We start from the raw sequence: 18138 nt of genomic DNA, 5'->3' as shown, positions 1-18138 counted from the left end.
GTAAGCTGAGATAGTTCCTCGTAACTCTGCCCATTCATAATCCTCCCATATAACAAGGCACGTTCCTTAGGTTTAAGCTTCTGTAACGCACGAAGCGTCTCATCACTCAAACCTTTCTCTTTCTCGGATAAAACTACTTCACTACGAATTTCATGAAAATATAGGATCTTACGCCTTTTTAGTTGATTTAAACAGCGATTATATGTGATTTTATATAACCATGCGGAGAGGTTATCGCCATCAAATGCAGCCCTGTTTTGATAGGCTGATAGAAAGACTTCCTGTACTATATTTTCGGCTTCATGATAATCACATAGAATTGCCGTTGCATAGCGAAGGAGTTTTTCACCATAGAGATTGATTATCTCTTCCAGTTCACTTTCCCCACTATCAATAAACCCTTGGCTAAGGTCTATATCCTTCATCGGTTCACCCCCTTTTGTTTATTAGTCGACTGTGCCCTTATAACAATTCAAATTGCTGTTTTGTGACATAAACTTTATAAAATCAATATTTTCCTAACATTTAGTTGTAACAATGGGGTTAAGCCTTTTACCAATTATTTCGCTAGGTGAAATTAAACATTTAGATAATGAACATCTTCTGCAAAATAAAGTGATTTTCGTAATCATTGGTGTTGCAGCAGCAATTAGTATGATGCTGATTGATTATCGCAGATTAGAAAAATACGGTTGGATGTTTTACGGCATCGGAGTGCTTATTCTGTTAATGACAAGTTCTTTCGCAAATGGAATGATTGTTGGGCAATTAATATTTGAAATTGGCTCTGTCAGGATTAAAAGCATCATGGCCTTACCGTTCCTTTTTCTAGCATGGGCTCCCTTTTTTAATAATAGTAAGCTTAACATTTGGCAACTGGGCGGGTTATTTTTATTCCCACTTTATTTATTTTTACGAACTCCAAACATTCCTGTAGCTTTTTCTTATACAGTGATAGTATTCGTTATGCTTTGGTGGAGCAAGATTGGTAGAAAAAAAGTAATTTTTATAACAGTTGGATATGCTTGTCTAGCTTTGATAGGTAGCTCCCTGTCTTGGTCGCTGCTTCATGAATACCAGAAAGAAAGAATTTTGGGATTTTTGAATCCAGAGGAATATGCAAATGATGCAGGTTTTTTGTATTTACGATTAAAAGAACTTACATCATCTGTAGGCTGGCTTGGAACCTTTGTAAAGCAAAATTCCATTCCAGTAGCACATACTGATTTTGTTTTTGCAAGTTTGACAAATTATTACGGCTATTTATTTGCAATTGTGCTTGTGGCAATTCTTGCACTTTTTATAGTAAGAATGGTGGTTATTTCTTATAAAATTATTGATGATTTTGGAAAATTGCTTGTTGTTGGTGGGATTGCGCTTTATGCCGTTCCATTCGTTTATAATATTAGTATGACGTTAGGCTTGTTGCCAATCGCTGGGGTGTCCTTGCCTTTTATAAGCTACGGTTTGATGCCCACTGTAATGAATGCATTTATTATGGGTGTTGTGCTGAGTGTGTATAGGAGGAAAGATTTGGTGTTATGCAGCAAAAATGCGTAGTTTGTAACAAGCAGACGGTTCTTGTGTTTCAAATTAACTATAGAACCGTCTCCGTTCAACAGCAAACTAAACCTAAGCTAACCTAAGCTAAGCTTTTCTTTTTAGTATGAACTTTACTTCTCAATTTTTAAACACAAGAATTTACAAATTTCTCTTACATAATCATCTTTTGGATACGCCTTATATAAATCACCCGATAATCGAATGGGATCGCCAAAAAAGTACCTTTCATATTGGGTTTGTCTTGTACCAAATGAACTCATTGTAAGGTCCCAAGCTAAACGAAATATTTTAATTCGGTCCTCCGCAGTCTTGCTTGTTGCTTGAAGATATTGATCGAGATCCGCCTTAATAGCAGAATGAAAGGCTTTTTCAGTTGGTAAAGATACCATTCCACTAGCCCCGATTAATTGAATAATCTCACTGAATCGGGGATAAATTCTCGGAAAGATATTACTAGCAACTTGGAGTGGGGTAGCACTCGGACGCATAAGTCCCCATTCATCGATTTTTGCATCATTTTCAGATTTTTCTAATAGGGCTTTCATCGTTTCGAGACCAATGATAATCTCTGAGAGTTTTTCTTGAATATGTTGATACTCGCTAACGTTAATTGTTTGTACAAGAAGTTCAGCAAGCCCTAAAACAAACTCAGTTTTCACAATTTGTCTAGTCACTACTTGATGTATTGCAAAGTTATGAAAAGAGCTTCGTGTCAATAAATCCCCCGCTGCATCAATATTGTCATAAAAAAATACTCGATTCCACGGAACTAACACATTATTGAAGACGAGAATAGAGTCCATTTCTTCATATCGTGAACTTAACGGATGATTAAAAAGAGACTCTCCACCAACAAAAGTTTCCCTACAAATAAATCTTAAACCTTTCGTATCGGATGGGATGGAAAAAGCGAATGCTTCATCTTGATCAAAGAACAATCTAGGGACAGTAAATACTAATACTTCATCCGTTAACCCGCCTTGAGTAGCTAAAAGTCGGGCGCCCTTTATAACGATTCCTGCTTCATTTTTATCAATCACTTTAGCAGAGATAGGCTCGTTGGAGCATCCGAAATATCCTTGGGAACGGTTTACTTGTGGAGTAATGAAGGTATGCGTAAACGAAAGATCTTTTTCCCTTGCCATCTCATATAATGATTGAATATTTTCTGGAAAACAATTGTCTCTATCTTTTAAAAGGGCGGCAGATGAGGCAAAGCTCATTAGTACAGTGTTCATATAGTCTGGGCTTCTTCCCATCATGCCACCAGTGTACCTTGCCCAATGTTCAATCATTCTTCTCCTCTTAATCAAATCTTCTTTCGTCACTGGTTGTAAGTAGGAAAGTCCAATCGGTTCTTTTGTTTCTGGTGATAAGAAAGTCATTTCCTCTTTTAAATCTGGATTATGTTGTAAGTCGTAAAGGGAAGCTTTCGTCTTTATTACTCCTTTGAAGGCAGGGTGTTCAGATATCTTTCCCTTTAGTTTTTCGCCGTCTATCCAAAGATCAGTATTTCGCTTATTTAATCGGTTTATAAATTCATTTCCATTAATCGCTCCCATAGTAACACTCCCTAAAATCATTGAGGATTGTTTTAAGAAAAAAATTATAAAATTTACTAGTATCATTTTATTCGGGAACAGGGCAGCCCGTTCCAGATGTATTTCGTAAGTGATCAGGCTAATTAACCTCCATAAGTTAGCAATCGGACAATAAAAGCATCAAACTGGACAATAAATCTCCATTTTTGGACAATAAGTGTCAGCCTCCCGACAATAAAAGCTTCATCAGGACAATAAGCTAAATTAAGTAACAGCTACAATACAATATTAGCAAGAACAGTAGAGCAAAGTTAGGATAAAGAGTTAACACAGATTGTTATAATATCAATAAGAACCGAAATGAGTTGTGTAAATGTGGAAAAAGGATGTGTAATGAATGGCATCAAGTAAAAAAGCAGCTATACAAATAAATAATGTTCATTTATCCATTGATGAAAAACAAATATTGAAAGGCATATCAGGTGTTTTCTATGAAGGAGAAATTACGACTATGGTAGGTCCTTCAGGTGCTGGAAAGTCAACTTTGCTTAAATTGTGTAATGGGCTACTCTCCCCTAGCTTGGGGGAAATTTACATTCAGGATGAGTTAATCACAAGCTATAATCCGATAAATTTACGGCGACTTGTAGGTATTGCTCTTCAAAGCTCGCCAATGATTAGTGGCACTGTATTACATAATTTATCACTACCAATGAAACTGCAAGGAAAAAAATTAGCTGAGAAGAATGCGATTGAATTGTTGGAGGATGTCGGCATGGAAGCAGGGTTTTTACATACAAATATCAAAGATTTATCTGGTGGGCAAAGGCAAAAAGTGTCGATTGCCCGCACACTTGTAAATCAACCGCAAATATTATTGCTTGATGAAATTACTTCAGCATTGGATCGTATTTCACAAAAGGAGATTGAGGAACTTATTATTAAAATTAATAAAAAGTATGGCACTACGATTGTTTGGATTACTCATAATTTAGAGCAAGCTTTGGATGTTGGTAATTATTCATGGGTGATGATGGAAGGTGTTGTCGTTGAAATGGGAAAAAGCAATTTGTTACATTCCTCTGAAAATGAAAGGGTACAGTGTTTTGTGAAAGGGGAATTTGTATGAGTATAACGACATTATTGATTGCGCTAATTTTTGTGTTTATTCCACTTTTACTTTCAAAAACCTTTCGTTTAGGGCTTGAAAAAGACACGATTATCGCAGTAATCCGCTCCATAATTCAATTGTTCGCAGTCGGCTATATTCTTAAATTTGTGTTTGACTCAGAAAGCATTATTTATATTTTACTAATGATAGCTGTCATGATTATTGCGGCGACTCAGAATGCTCGTAAGAAGGGAAAAGCGATAAAAGGGATTACGTGGAAGGTGGCCGTTACATTAGTTTTTATGGAAGTATTAACACAGACAATATTGCTAGGATTACATATTATCCCGCCTACTGCCCAATATGTTATTCCGATAAGCGGAATGGTTATTGGAAATTCTATGGTGTTATCTATTTTATTTCTTAATCGATTTATTGCTGAAATAGAATCGCATGAAGATGAAACGGTATTGATTCTTTCTCTAGGGGGTACACCAAAACAAGCAATTCACACCCAACTAATAAATTCGATAAAAGCAAGCATGATTCCAACGATTGAAAGTCAGAAAACAATTGGTCTTGTACAGCTTCCGGGCATCATGAGTGGTCAAATTATCGCGGGAGCAAACCCTGTTCAAGCGGTACAATTTCAATTGCTCATCCTGTTTCTACTTTTAACGTCAGCAGCAGTTACAAGTATAATGTTAGGTTTTCTATCTTATCCAAGCTTATTTAATGACCGCATGCAATTATTAAAAATACGATAAGTGTGTGTTTGTATGTTAGTAAAGAATTTTATTTCAATTTGGATTGTAATAAAGAATATTAAAATAATAAAAAACGGGGCAATTGGCTTCGTTTTTTGTCGTAAATAGTATTATTTCTTGGTAATGAAGGTTTCACCGTTGATTTTAGAATTTTATTTATATATAATCAATTTAATAATGATAATCATTTTCAATTACTTGAAGAGGTTGCTGAAATTCGCCCAGATGTAATTTTCATTTCTGGCCGTCAAGCCCCATACTACGAACAATTAAAAGAAATTTCGCCTGTAGTATTTATTGGAACTTCACAAAATGATTATTGGAATACATTTTTATCCTCTGTAGATGTTGCAGCAAAAATGTTTGGAAAAGAAGACGAGGCGAAAGAGTACATTAGTAAATTTGATTCAGCTTTAGAAGAAATTAGGGTTTTAGCAAGTAATTTTGAGACATCATTAGTAACTATGTACAATGAAGGTAAATTATCTGGTTTTGCAACAAATTCGTGTTTTGGTTATATTTACGACATATATGGTTTCAAACCAGTTACTGAAGATATTTCTGCTTCTTCCCATGGTTCTAACTTTGGTTTTGAGGCAATTTTAGAATTTGATCCACAAGTTCTATTCGTAATTGATCGTACAGCAGCCGTAGGCGATAAATCGAACATCAAGGTAGATATGGAAAATGAAATCATCAAGAAAACAGAGGCATACAAGAACAATCGAATCATCTATTTAGATGGCCCACTTTGGTACGTAAGTGGCGGCGGTTTACAATCTGAGCTTGCCAAAATTGAAGAAATTTTAGTCGAATTAAAGTAGGTTAATTATTTAGTTTCCCCCCACAAATTTAAATAAAAAAGATGCTGGCTCACTTTTTGCGCCAGCATCTTCTTTTTAATCCTCGATTTTTTTTACAGAAATCCTCTGTCTATGCATATCGTCTGGGATTAGGCGATGAAGATGAATAATAAGTAATCCGTTTTGATAAACGGCATCAACACGGTCATCTTTCACAGGAAATGGCAAATCTATTTTTCTTTCGAAATGTCCATTAAATAATTCATCTTGGGTTAATGTATATCCTTTATAACGTAAATGGATGTCACCTTTTAGTTCAAGTGATTGGTAATCAATATAGACATCCACATTATTGATGTCATTTAACCCAGGAATACTGGCTAAAACTAATAGTTCATTTTCAGTTTGATACACGTTCACTTGGGGAAAATAATGATATTGAAGGATGCCTTCGAAGTTGCTTAAAAAACCGTCACCTAAAAAAGAGTCAAGACTTTTGCTCCAGTCTTGCCAGTTTTTAAATTGATCCATAGATGTTCTCCTCCTTTAAAGCCTTGTAATTCTAATGAATACGATATGATATTTAAAACAAATAGGTGTTTGTCTAATGTCAGATTTCTGTGACAAATTGGTATAAATCGGCCGATAACTTTCGGTTAAAATGAAGGGGAGGGTGCTAACGAGTCCTTTTTAATAACGAGCGCATGTAGTAGAATAGGGGAACTACAGCTTGTAAAGGTGGGAATTCTTCATATGCTACAAAACTCTGTTATGATGATTGTGATTATTCTTACCATTAATATCGTCTATGTCTCATTTTTTACGATTCGAATGATTTTAACATTGAAGGGCCAACGTTATTTAGTGAAATCGGTCAGAAAAGGGAGATTGGGCCAATGAACGAAAAACAAAAAAAGAAAAAGTTTGAAGTGCAAGATGGTGAGACAATTTCTGACTGTTTACACAGAATGGAGAGGGAAGGCTATCAGCCCATTAGAAGAATGGAAGAGCCTGTTTTCATCGAAGTAAAGGAAAATAATAAAATCATTCAACAAGTCCATAAGCAAAAAATTATTTTTGAAGGAATATTGAAGTAGTAAATTAAATGTAAAAAAGCGAGTAAAAGCCGAACGTTAAATTCGATAAAAATAAAATTGTTCGATATTTGTTGACAGCATAAAGATTAGATTGTTAAAATTAATAAGTAAAAATGAAAAGCCAACATCACCTCATATATCTTTGGGAATATGGCCCAAAAGTCTCTACCCGGTTACCGTAAATTAATCGGACTATGGGGAAGGTATATTTCATCAGTGACTTGACCTTGCATAAGGAATGGCTATTTCTCGAATTTCTTTATGTATTCATGTCCAGGTGTGGAACCCTTTCTCTAAAGTGAAAGTGTCTGCCCTGGATTTTTGTTTATATCCCGGTATTTCTCACCGATGTGAGATTCACTTTACCGATGGTTCACTATATTATAGGAGGATTTTTCGATGGGACAACCTTTAGTTGGGGTTATTATGGGGAGTACATCTGATTGGCCGACAATGGAACATGCTTGTGCCATTTTAGATGAATGTCAAATTCCATATGAAAAAAAAGTGGTATCCGCTCATCGGACACCAGATTTAATGTTTGAATATGCAGAAACTGCAAAAGCAAGAGGAATTAAGGTCATTATCGCTGGTGCTGGTGGTGCAGCCCATTTACCAGGTATGGTAGCTGCAAAAACAACTTTACCTGTCATTGGTGTACCAATTCAATCAAAGGCATTGAATGGGCTTGATTCATTACTGTCGATTGTACAAATGCCAGGCGGTGTGCCGGTGGCAACAGTTGCGATTGGTAATGCTGGGGCTACGAATGCTGGTCTTTTAGCGGCACAAATTCTTGGAACACAATATCCTGAAATTGATGAACGCTTAGTAAATAGACGTGAAAAAACACGTGATGCTGTATTGGAAAGTAGTGATGTACTTGGCTAAGCAACGGATATTACCAGGGCAAACGATTGGAATTATCGGTGGTGGGCAATTAGGACGAATGATGGCCATCGCTGCAAAAGAGATGGGTTACCGAGTAGCTGTATTAGAGCCGACAAGAGATTCCCCTTGTGCCCAAGTATGCGATATCGAAATCGTGGCTCCTTACGATGATTTAGAAGCTGCTAAAAAGCTAGTAGAGGTAAGCGATGTGATTACGTATGAATTTGAAAATGTTGATCATGCTGTCCTAGGCTGGCTTGAAGAGAATGCAAATTTGCCGCAAGGCAGTGAACTTATTAAAATAACACAAGACCGTTCCAATGAAAAGAAAGCAATTGTCGAAAGTGGTGCAGAGGTTGCTCCATACTTTCTTGTTAATAATAAAGCTGATTTAGATGCTGGATTAAAAGAGCTTGGGATGCCAGCTGTATTAAAAACATGCCGTGGTGGTTATGACGGAAAAGGCCAAGCTGTCATTAGAAATTTGAGCGATACCACTGAAGCTGAACAACTTTTATCACGCGGTGCATGTGTGCTGGAAAAATGGCTTTCCTTCGAGAAGGAAATTTCCGTCATTGTAACAAGAAGTGTGTCAGGGGAAGTCAGTACATTTCCTGTTGCAGAAAATATTCATGTCGATAATATTCTTTCGCAAACAATTGTTCCAGCAAGAATAACGGATGATATTGCGAAAAAGGCAACTGAAAAAGCTGTTAATCTTGCAAAATCGATCAATATGGTTGGGACACTAGCGGTTGAAATGTTTTTAACCAAATCAGATGATATTTTTATTAACGAACTAGCACCAAGGCCGCACAACTCAGGACATTACACTCTTAATGCTTGTGAGACATCGCAATTTGAGCAGCATATTCGTGCTGTTTGTGGTTGGCCACTTGGAAAACCCGATTTATTAAAGCCAGTCGTTATGGCAAACATATTAGGGGAACATGTACAGCTAGTCTTAGATAAAATTGATCAATTTACCGATTGCAAACTTCATTTATATGGAAAGTCGGAAATTAAAGAAAAACGAAAAATGGGACATCTTAACATTTTAGCGAATACGGTTGAGGAGGCTTTGCAAAAATATGATGCGCTGATGATATGGAATCAGTCCTGTGAGGATAAGGTAGTGCGCAGATAGCAAGTGGATAGTATATCGATAGCAACTAGATAGCAAAGTAGACACCGTACTAATAAATGGAGGACATCGCAAAATGATTGAACGTTATACCCGCCCTGAAATGGGAGCGATTTGGACTGAGGAAAATAAGTATAAAGCATGGCTGGAAGTTGAAATATTAGCCTGTGAGGCATGGGCTGAGCTTGGTGAAATTCCGAAAGAGGATGTTAAAAAACTTCGCGAGAATGCATCATTTAACATCGAGCGCATTAATGAAATTGAACAAGAAACACGCCATGATGTTGTTGCCTTTACACGGGCTGTTTCCGAAACACTTGGGGAAGAAAGAAAATGGGTGCACTATGGCCTAACATCTACAGATGTAGTTGATACAGCATTATCATACTTAGTAAAACAGGCAAACGAAATTCTTGAAAAGGATATTGAGAATTTTATTGCTGTTTTGAAGGAAAAAGCCCAAGAACATAAAAAAACAGTGATGATGGGGCGTACACATGGTGTTCATGCGGAGCCAACAACATTTGGTTTAAAACTGGCATTATGGTATGAAGAAATGAAACGAAACCTTGAGCGCTTCAAACATGCTGCAAATGGGATTCGTGTAGGAAAGATTTCCGGCGCTGTCGGTACATACGCCAATATTGATCCATTTGTAGAACAATATGTATGTGAAAACCTAGGCTTAAAAGCATCACCTATTTCAACACAAACATTACAGCGTGATCGTCATGCTGACTACATGTCAACATTAGCACTAATCGCTACTTCGATTGAAAAATTCGCTGTTGAAATACGCGGCTTGCAAAAGAGTGAAACGAGAGAGGTTGAAGAGTTTTTTGCTAAAGGCCAAAAAGGTTCTTCAGCAATGCCACATAAACGCAACCCAATCGGTTCAGAGAATATGGCTGGTTTAGCACGTCTAATCCGCGGCTATATGGTAACTTCATATGAAAATGTACCATTATGGCATGAACGCGATATTTCACATTCATCAGCAGAGCGCGTTATTTTACCAGATGCAACGATTGCTTTGAATTATATGTTAAATCGTTTTGCAAATATCGTGAAAAACTTAACCGTCTTCCCAGAGAACATGAAGCGCAATATGGAAAGAACATTCGGCTTAATTTATTCACAACGTGTTTTATTGGCGCTAATTGATAAAGGCCTATCAAGAGAAGAAGCTTACGATACAGTGCAGCCCAAAGCAATGGAAGCATGGGAAAAACAAGTCCAATTTAAATCACTTATTGAAGCAGATGAAAAAATTACGAGCAAGTTAATCCCTGCTGAAATTGATGATTGTTTTGACTATAACTACCATCTTAAGCATGTTGATATGATTTTTGAACGCTTAGGATTGTAATCAAAAAATTTAATTAATTAGGGGGACCACCAATATGTTAAAGGTAAAAGTGTATGTAACGTTAAGAGAAAGTGTAATTGATCCGCAAGGAGCTGCCGTGAAAAACGCATTGCAAAGCATGTCTTATAACGAGGTAGCTGACGCGAAAGTCGGAAAATATATAGAGTTAACGCTTGATAAAGGAACAACAAATGTTGACGAAAAGGTAAAAGAAATGTGTGAACGTTTGTTGGTAAATGCAAATATTGAAAACTACCGTTACGACATTGAGGAGGTCGTTGCTCAGTGAGATTCGCTGTCATAGTATTTCCGGGTACGAGTTGTGAACTCGACATGTATCATGCGATTAAGGATGAATTAGGAGCGGAAGTAGAATACGTTCAGCACACAGAAACAGATTTAAGTCGTTTCGATGCGATTATGTTGCCCGGAGGAGCCTCTTATGGTAACTATCTACGTCCAGGCGCAATTGCGGCGAAGGCTACAAATATAATAAAAGCTATTATCGAAGCTGCTGAAGCAGGGAAACCAGTTGTTGGTGTTAGTAATGGATTTCAAATTTTGTTAGAGGCTGGTCTTTTACCTGGAGCGATGAAGAAAAATGAAAGTTTAAAATTCATCTGTCGTCAAGTGAAGGTAGAGGTTGTTAACAATAACACGATGTTTACAGATGGCTATACACAAGGTGAGATTATTACGATTCCTATCGCCCATGAAGATGGTAACTATGAGTGTGATGAGGCAACATTGAAGGAACTCGAAGAAAACAACCAAATTGTTCTACGTTACCATGGCGAAAATCCGAACGGATCAAAGGCTAATATTGCAGGAATAATGAATAAAAAAGGAAATGTACTAGGCTTAATGCCACATCCAGAGCGAGCTGTGGATGAGTTATTAGGCAGTGCAGATGGATTAAAGTTATTGCAATCAATGTTAAAAAATTGGAGGGAAACACATGTCGTTACTCCTTGAGCCAACAAGCGAGCAAATCAAACAAGAACGTATTTATCGAGAAATGGGTTTAAGTGATGAAGAATTTGCAATGATTGAAGAAAAACTTGGGCGTCTACCAAACTATACTGAAACTGGTTTGTTTTCAGTCATGTGGTCAGAACATTGTAGCTATAAAAACTCTAAACCTGTTTTAAGAAAATTCCCGACTAAAGGTGAACAAGTGCTGCAAGGACCAGGCGAAGGTGCTGGGGTCGTTGATATAGGTGATAACCAAGCCATCGTTTTTAAAATCGAAAGTCATAACCATCCATCAGCAGTTGAGCCTTATGAAGGAGCGGCAACAGGCGTAGGTGGTATTCTTCGTGATGTATTCTCAATGGGGGCACGTCCAATTGCGGTATTAAATTCACTTCGTTTTGGTGAATTAACATCACCTGAAGTTAAACATTTATTTGAAGAAGCTGTTCGCGGTATTGCAGGATATGGCAATACAATTGGCGTTCCAACAGTTGGTGGGGAGATTCAATTTGACCCTTCATATGATGGGAATCCACTTGTAAATGCAATGTGCGTTGGTTTGCTTAATCATGAAGATATTAAAAAAGGTCAAGCAAAAGGTGTCGGCAATACGGTTATGTATGTTGGAGCGCCAACAGGACGTGATGGTATTCATGGTGCTACCTTCGCTTCTGAGGAGTTTTCAGAAGGATCAGAAGTAAAGCCTCCTGATGTTCAAGCTGGTGACCCATTTTTAGAAAAACTTCTAATGGAGGCATGTCTAGAGATTGTAAAATCAGATGCCCTCGTTGGAATTCAAGATATGGGTGCAGCTGGTTTAACATCTTCATCTTGTGAAATGGCTAGTAAAGCTGGGTCAGGAATAGAAATGAATTTAGATTTAGTTCCGCAACGTGGGGAAGGATTGTCAGCATATGAAATGATGTTGTCTGAATCACAAGAGCGGATGCTTCTCGTCATCAAAAAAGGACGAGAGCAAGAGATTATAGATATTTGTAATAAATATGGGGTTGATGCGAAGATTATCGGTAAAGTTACAGATGATAAAATGCTACGCCTTTATCATAAAGGAGAAATCGTTGCAGAGGTGCTAGCAGATGCACTTGCTGAAGATGCACCAGTTTATTATAAGCCTTCGAAAGAACCAGCATATTATCAGGAGTTTCAAAATCAGCCTACTTATATGCCGGAAGTAACAGATTATAAGGATATGCTAGTAAAGTTATTAAGTCAGCCATCTATTGCAAGTAAAGAATATGCCTATAACCAGTATGATTCCATGGTTCGGACTGATACGGTAGTACCACCAGGATCGGATGCAGGTGTAGTTAGAGTCCGTGGAACACGAAAAGCACTTGCAATGACAACTGATTGTAATGCACGCTATATTTATCTTGATCCGGAAGTTGGTGGAAAAATTGCTGTAAGTGAAGCAGCACGAAACATCGTTTGTTCCGGGGGTGCACCACTTGCTGCTACAGATGGGTTGAATTTCGGAAGCCCTGAAAAGCCAGAGATTTTCTGGCAAATTGAAAAGTCGGCAGACGGAATTAGCGCCGCTTGTGAGGCGTTAGGCACTCCAATTATCGGTGGTAATGTTTCACTTTATAACGAGTCAAATGGCGAAGCTATTTATCCAACACCAATCATTGGGATGGTTGGAGTAATTGAAGATTTTGATCATATAACAACACAATATTTTAAACAAGCAGACGATTTCATTTATGTGATTGGTGAAGCTAGACAAGAGTTTGGCGGTAGTGAATTGCAACAACTGTTAGAAGGAAAAATTTTCGGAAAAGCACCTGAACTAGACCTTGAAGTTGAGGCTCTGCGTCAGCAACAATTGTTGGCAGCCATTAAGTCTGGTCTTGTTCAATCTGCCCATGATATTTCAGAAGGTGGCTTTGCTGTTGCGGTTGCTGAAAGCTTAATGAATAGTGATGAGTTAGGCGCTAATGTGCAAATTAAAGGCGATGTAGTGGCGGCCTTATTTAGTGAAACACAATCACGGTTTATTGTGACTGTAAAAAAAGAAAATCAAATGCAATTTGAAGCGATTGTTAAAGATGCACAGTTAATTGGCGAAGTTAACGTGTCAGGCAAATTAACAATCGTTGATGAAAAAGAAGATGTGTTGTTATCTGTACCAACAGAGCAACTACAAGAGGCTTGGAAGGGAGCTATACCATGCTTGCTGAAATCAAAGGCTTAAGGAGGAATGTAGTGTGTTTGGAGTTTGGGGACACCCTGATGCAGCGCGTTTAACTTATTACGGACTACACAGTCTTCAGCATCGTGGTCAAGAAGGTGCAGGGATTGTTGTGACAGATGGTGAAACCTTAAAAATATCCAAAAATGTAGGCTTAGTGACAGAAGTTTTTGGTATGGGCGAAATTGAAAGTTTAACAGGAAAGGCTGCCATCGGTCATGTGCGCTATTCGATGGGAGAAGATGGGGGCTGTGAAAATGTCCAGCCTCTTCTTTTTAACTCACAAACCGGCAGCTTAGCATTAGCTCATAATGGTAATTTGACAAATGCAAAAGCTTTAAAGCATCAATTAGAATGTCAAGGTTCTATTTTTCAAACGACATCAGATACCGAAGTGCTAGCCCATTTAATTAGACGTAGTGGTTTCCTAAACGTGGAGGAACAAGTAAAGAATGCCTTGCAAATGGTAAAAGGCGCTTATGCTTATTTAATCATGACAGAAACTAAATTAATGGCAGCCCTTGACCCAAATGGTTTTCGTCCGCTATCAATCGGACGTCTTGATGGTGCTTATGTTTTAGCATCTGAGACATGTGCGTTTGATGTTATTGGGGCAACATATGAGCGTGAAGTAATGCCAGGTGAGCTCATTATCATTGATGATACTGGCTTGCGTTCTGAACGATTTACAATGAATGTAAATCGTGCAGTTTGCAGCATGGAATATATTTATTTTGCTCGTCCAGACAGCGACTTTGACAACATTAATGTTCACAGTGCTCGCAAACGTTTAGGTAAACAAATGGTAGCGGAAGCACCAGTAGAAGCAGATGTTGTAACAGGTGTACCTGATTCTAGTATTTCAGCAGCGATTGGCTATGCGGAAGCTTCTGGTATTCCATATGAATTAGGACTCATAAAAAATCGTTATGTTGGCCGGACGTTCATTCAACCTACACAAGAAATGCGTGAACGTGGCGTGAAAATGAAACTTTCACCAGTACGTGGTGTTGTTGAAGGGAAACGCGTTGTTATGGTGGATGATTCGATTGTGCGCGGGACAACGAGTAGAAGAATCGTTCAACTGCTTCGTGATGCAGGTGCAACCGAAGTTCATGTAAGAATCAGCTCACCACCAATTGAGTTTCCATGTTTTTATGGTGTCGATACAACTTCAAAAGAAGAGTTAATTGCTGCATCGATGTCAATAGAAGAAATTCGTCAGGAAATTGGCGCGGATTCACTTGCATTTCTTTCCCAAGAAGGCCTGCTTACGGCAATCGGCAGAAGTGATGCCGAGGAAAACTGTGGACAATGTCTAGCGTGTTTTACAGGAAAATATCCGACTGAGATTTATCCTGAGCAAACTAGCGACAAAGCTACTACTTCTATTAGTGGTAGCTAATCGCTGTCAAGGCCCCCAATTGCTCACCTAACAAAAAGTGGGAATTAGGGGCCGTAACTATGTTATTTGAAGTTAGTGAAGAATTGAAGAAGAGGAGATTAAGAGACATGTCAAATGCTTACAAAAATGCCGGTGTTGATATTGAAGCAGGCTATGAAGCTGTTAATCGCATGAAAGCACATGTTCAAAGAACCGTCCGTCCTGAAGTGCTTGGTGGTTTAGGTGGTTTTGGCGGAATGTTTGATCTTTCAAAAATGAATGTGAAAGAGCCGGTGTTAATATCTGGAACTGACGGCGTTGGTACGAAGCTAATGCTCGCCTTTATGATGGACAAGCATGATACAATCGGCATTGACTGTGTGGCCATGTGTGTGAACGATATTGTCGTTCAAGGAGCAGAGCCGCTTTATTTCTTAGATTACATTGCTTGTGGCAAAGCCCTTCCTGAACGAATTGAAATGATTGTAAAAGGTGTTGCCGAAGGCTGTGTGCAAGCGGGCTGTGCCTTAATTGGTGGGGAAACGGCAGAGATGCCCGGTATGTATGATGTTGAGGAATATGATCTTGCCGGCTTTGCAGTAGGTGTTGCGGAAAAGTCAAAGCTCATTACTGGCGAAAGCATTGAAGCCGGGGATGTTCTAGTTGGCATTGCCTCAAGCGGCATTCATAGCAATGGTTATTCATTAGTACGGAAGGTACTTTTACAAGATGGTGGCCTTGACCTTCAAGCTACATATGAAGGGTTAAATCGCCCTTTAGGTGAGGAATTGTTGCAGCCAACAAAAATTTATGTGAAGCCTGTTTTAGAATTAATCAAAAAATATAACATCAAAGGCCTTTCACACATTACTGGCGGTGGCTTTATTGAAAATATTCCAAGAATGCTACCAGAAGGAATTGGTGCTGAAATCGATTATGGCACATGGCCAATTCTTCCGATTTTTGCATTGCTTGAAAAGACTGGAAACCTAAAACAAATCGAAATGTTTAATGTCTTTAACATGGGCATCGGTATGGTGGCTGTTGTCAAAGAAAGCGAAGCAGATGATGTGATTGCAACACTTGCGTCACTTGGGGAAAAAGCATATAAAATTGGCCGCGTTGAAAATGGCGAGGGCGTTTCCTTCAATGGAGGAAATTTAGAATGAAGAAAATAGCAGTTTTTGCATCAGGTAGCGGCACTAATTTTCAAGCAATTGTTGATGCAGTCAAGGCTGGTCAGCTTTCTTGTGAAATTGTCCTGCTTGTCTGTGATAAACCAGGCGCTTTTTGCATTGAACGGGCAGAAAAAGCGGGCGTACCTACAGCGGTTCTTTCACCAAAGGAATTTGCTTCAAAAGTAGAATATGAGCAAGAAATTTTACGAGAGTTATCAGCAAACAATGTGGAGTTAATCGTACTTGCAGGTTATATGCGCTTAATCGGTGAACCGTTGTTATCAGCTTATGAAGGGCGAATTATTAATATTCATCCGTCACTTTTGCCGTCTTTTCCTGGAAAAGATGCGATTGGACAAGCTTTTGATGCGAAAGTGAAAATTACTGGCGTGACGGTTCATTATGTTGATGAAGGAATGGATACGGGACCGATTATTTCTCAAGAAGCGGTAAAGATGGATGATAACGAGACTAGGGAAAGTCTTGAAGCAAAAATCCATCAAGTTGAGCACATTTTATATCCAAAAGTAATTCAAAAATTATGTTCGGGGGAGAAAAGGTAATGGCAATTAAACGTGCACTTGTTAGTGTTTCTGATAAAGAAGGGATTGTTCCTTTCGTAAAAGCACTAGTTGAAAACGGGGTTGAGGTTATTTCAACAGGTGGTACTAGTAAAACGCTTGAAGAAAATGGCGTAAATGTAATCGGAATTTCAGAAGTAACAGGATTCCCAGAAATTATGGATGGCCGTGTGAAAACGTTGCACCCAAATATTCACGGTGCATTGCTTGCGATTCGTGGCAATGAAGAACATCAAAAGGCTTTAAGTGAGCATAATATTACGCCAATCGATTTAGTTGTCGTGAACTTATATCCTTTTCAAGCAACGATTGCAAAGCCGAATGTTGAGTTCCAAGATGCGATTGAAAATATTGATATCGGTGGCCCAACAATGCTTCGTTCTGCCGCTAAAAACCATGCTGATGTTACAGTTGTTGTTGACCCAAGAGACTACGACCGTGTGTTGGCGGAAATTAAAGAAACAGGCGATGTAACGGCTGAAACAAAACGCAAGCTTGCTGCAAAAGTTTTCCGTCACACTGCTGCTTATGATGCGGTAATTTCTGAATACTTAACAAAACAAGCTGGCGAGGAAGATCCAGAATCATTAACAGTTACATTCGAAAAACGCCAAGATTTACGTTATGGGGAAAATCCACACCAAAAAGCAACATTCTATAAAAAACCATTAGGCTCTGAATCTTCGATTGCAGCAGCGAATCAGCTTCACGGTAAAGAGCTTTCATACAACAATATTAACGATGCTGACGCTGCTTTAGGTATTGTAAAAGAATTTACAGAGCCAGCCGCAGTTGCAGTAAAGCATATGAATCCATGCGGAGTTGGTGTTGGCGCAACGGTTGAAGAAGCGTTTGACAAAGCTTATGCAGCTGACCCAGTATCCATTTTTGGCGGCATCGTCGCAACTAATCGCGAGGTTGATGCGGCAACCGCTTTGAAAATGAAAGAAATTTTCTTGGAAATCATTATTGCCCCTTCCTTTAGTGAAGAAGCATTAGCAATTTTAACTGAAAAGAAAAACTTGCGTTTATTAACGCTTTCTTTTGCAGAAGATAAAAAAGCTGAGAAAAAATTGACATCGATTCATGGCGGTCTTCTTGTTCAGGACGAAGATACATTTGGATTAGATGAAGCAACGATTACAATCCCAACAAAACGCGAGCCTACTGAGCAAGAGTGGAAAGATCTTAAACTTGCTTGGAAGGTCGTTAAGCATGTGAAATCTAATGCAATTGTGCTAGCGAAAGATGATATGACCATCGGTGTTGGTGCAGGCCAAATGAATCGCGTTGGCTCAGCAAAGATTGCAATTGAACAAGCTGGTGACAATGCAAAAGGTTCAGCATTAGGCTCAGATGCGTTCTTCCCAATGCCTGATACTGTTGAAGAAGCAGCAAAAGCTGGCATCACAGCCATTATTCAACCAGGCGGCTCTATTCGTGATGAAGATTCAATTAAAAAATGTGATGAATACGGAATTGCAATGGTGTTTACAGGAGTGCGTCATTTTAAACACTAAAA

General features: G+C 38.5%; 17 protein-coding genes, 2 pseudogenes and 1 riboswitch. Of the genes and pseudogenes, 16 read left to right on the top strand and 3 right to left on the bottom strand.

Annotated elements, in window-relative coordinates; translation table 11 throughout:
- Positions 1-425: RNA polymerase sigma factor (locus GX497_11140; GenBank protein HHY73750.1), on the bottom strand; the 425-nt coding region annotated here is incomplete at its 3' end.
- A gap of 112 nt (positions 426-537) precedes the next feature.
- On the opposite strand from GX497_11140, the gene GX497_11135 reads away from it, so the two are divergent.
- Positions 538-1560 (top strand): FtsW/RodA/SpoVE family cell cycle protein, encoded by a 1023-nt coding sequence (locus tag GX497_11135; protein ID HHY73749.1) that lies wholly within the window; start codon positions 538-540, stop codon positions 1558-1560.
- Positions 1561-1673: 113 nt separating this feature from the next.
- Here the strand turns inward: GX497_11135 and hpaB are convergent, their stop codons facing one another.
- The gene (gene hpaB / locus GX497_11130; protein HHY73748.1) at positions 1674-3125 is read right to left on the bottom strand and encodes a 4-hydroxyphenylacetate 3-monooxygenase, oxygenase component; all 1452 of its coding nucleotides are present in this window, start codon (positions 3123-3125) and stop codon (positions 1674-1676) included.
- A gap of 376 nt (positions 3126-3501) precedes the next feature.
- Between hpaB and GX497_11125 the strand changes: the two genes are divergently transcribed.
- The 3 genes and pseudogenes from GX497_11125 to GX497_11115 all read left to right on the top strand — a co-directional run bounded on the left by GX497_11125 (position 3502) and on the right by GX497_11115 (position 5806).
- Entirely contained in the window at positions 3502-4233 is a 732-nt protein-coding gene (locus tag GX497_11125) for a phosphate ABC transporter ATP-binding protein (GenBank protein ID HHY73747.1), read from the top strand.
- On the top strand, positions 4230-4982 hold the full coding sequence (fetB, locus tag GX497_11120) for an iron export ABC transporter permease subunit FetB (protein ID HHY73746.1): 753 nt from the start codon (positions 4230-4232) through the stop codon (positions 4980-4982). The genes GX497_11125 and fetB overlap by 4 nt, the downstream gene beginning before the upstream one ends.
- Before the next feature lie 194 nt (positions 4983-5176).
- Positions 5177-5806 (top strand): annotated as a pseudogene (locus GX497_11115) (ABC transporter substrate-binding protein).
- A gap of 75 nt (positions 5807-5881) precedes the next feature.
- Here the strand turns inward: GX497_11115 and GX497_11110 are convergent.
- Entirely contained in the window at positions 5882-6316 is a 435-nt protein-coding gene (locus tag GX497_11110; protein HHY73745.1) for an Hsp20/alpha crystallin family protein, read from the bottom strand.
- A gap of 222 nt (positions 6317-6538) precedes the next feature.
- On the opposite strand from GX497_11110, the pseudogene GX497_11105 reads away from it, so the two are divergent.
- The 12 genes and pseudogenes from GX497_11105 to purH all read left to right on the top strand — a co-directional run bounded on the left by GX497_11105 (position 6539) and on the right by purH (position 18136).
- Positions 6539-6649: pseudogene (locus tag GX497_11105) on the top strand (DUF2179 domain-containing protein).
- A gap of 32 nt (positions 6650-6681) precedes the next feature.
- Positions 6682-6882, top strand: coding sequence for an NETI motif-containing protein (locus GX497_11100; protein HHY73744.1), 201 nt, complete (start codon positions 6682-6684; stop codon positions 6880-6882).
- A 112-nt stretch (positions 6883-6994) separates the two neighbouring features.
- Positions 6995-7097: riboswitch (purine riboswitch) on the top strand.
- Positions 7098-7281: 184 nt separating this feature from the next.
- The gene (gene purE / locus GX497_11095) at positions 7282-7773 is read left to right on the top strand and encodes a 5-(carboxyamino)imidazole ribonucleotide mutase (GenBank protein HHY73743.1); all 492 of its coding nucleotides are present in this window, start codon (positions 7282-7284) and stop codon (positions 7771-7773) included.
- Positions 7760-8920, top strand: coding sequence for a 5-(carboxyamino)imidazole ribonucleotide synthase (gene purK, locus GX497_11090; GenBank protein ID HHY73742.1), 1161 nt, complete (start codon positions 7760-7762; stop codon positions 8918-8920). The genes purE and purK overlap by 14 nt, the downstream gene beginning before the upstream one ends.
- 73 nt (positions 8921-8993) lie before the next feature.
- A complete protein-coding gene (gene purB / locus GX497_11085) occupies positions 8994-10286 on the top strand; it encodes an adenylosuccinate lyase (GenBank protein HHY73741.1) in 1293 nt (430 codons plus the stop codon).
- 34 nt (positions 10287-10320) lie between these two features.
- On the top strand, positions 10321-10575 hold the full coding sequence (purS, locus tag GX497_11080; GenBank protein HHY73740.1) for a phosphoribosylformylglycinamidine synthase subunit PurS: 255 nt from the start codon (positions 10321-10323) through the stop codon (positions 10573-10575).
- Positions 10572-11261: a phosphoribosylformylglycinamidine synthase subunit PurQ gene (gene purQ / locus GX497_11075; GenBank protein HHY73739.1), complete on the top strand. Its 690-nt coding sequence runs from the start codon at positions 10572-10574 to the stop codon at positions 11259-11261. Before purS ends, purQ begins: the two co-directional genes overlap by 4 nt.
- Entirely contained in the window at positions 11245-13476 is a 2232-nt protein-coding gene (gene purL, locus GX497_11070; GenBank protein ID HHY73738.1) for a phosphoribosylformylglycinamidine synthase subunit PurL, read from the top strand. The genes purQ and purL overlap by 17 nt, the downstream gene beginning before the upstream one ends.
- 13 nt (positions 13477-13489) lie before the next feature.
- Positions 13490-14878, top strand: coding sequence for an amidophosphoribosyltransferase (locus GX497_11065; GenBank protein HHY73737.1), 1389 nt, complete (start codon positions 13490-13492; stop codon positions 14876-14878).
- Positions 14879-14985: 107 nt separating this feature from the next.
- Positions 14986-16026 carry a phosphoribosylformylglycinamidine cyclo-ligase gene (locus GX497_11060; GenBank protein HHY73736.1) on the top strand — a complete coding sequence of 347 codons (1041 nt, stop codon included), beginning with the start codon at positions 14986-14988 and terminating at the stop codon, positions 16024-16026.
- The gene (gene purN, locus GX497_11055; protein HHY73735.1) at positions 16023-16598 is read left to right on the top strand and encodes a phosphoribosylglycinamide formyltransferase; all 576 of its coding nucleotides are present in this window, start codon (positions 16023-16025) and stop codon (positions 16596-16598) included. The genes GX497_11060 and purN overlap by 4 nt, the downstream gene beginning before the upstream one ends.
- Positions 16598-18136 (top strand): bifunctional phosphoribosylaminoimidazolecarboxamide formyltransferase/IMP cyclohydrolase, encoded by a 1539-nt coding sequence (gene purH, locus GX497_11050; protein ID HHY73734.1) that lies wholly within the window; start codon positions 16598-16600, stop codon positions 18134-18136. Before purN ends, purH begins: the two co-directional genes overlap by 1 nt.
- Positions 18137-18138 lie beyond the last annotated feature (2 nt).

The organism is Bacillus sp. (in: firmicutes), assembly GCA_012842745.1.
In the GTDB taxonomy this organism is placed as follows: domain Bacteria; phylum Bacillota; class Bacilli; order Bacillales; family Bacillaceae_J; genus Schinkia.
The sequence above is the reverse complement of the archived record's forward strand: the minus strand, read 5'-3'. Positions and strand labels throughout refer to the sequence as shown.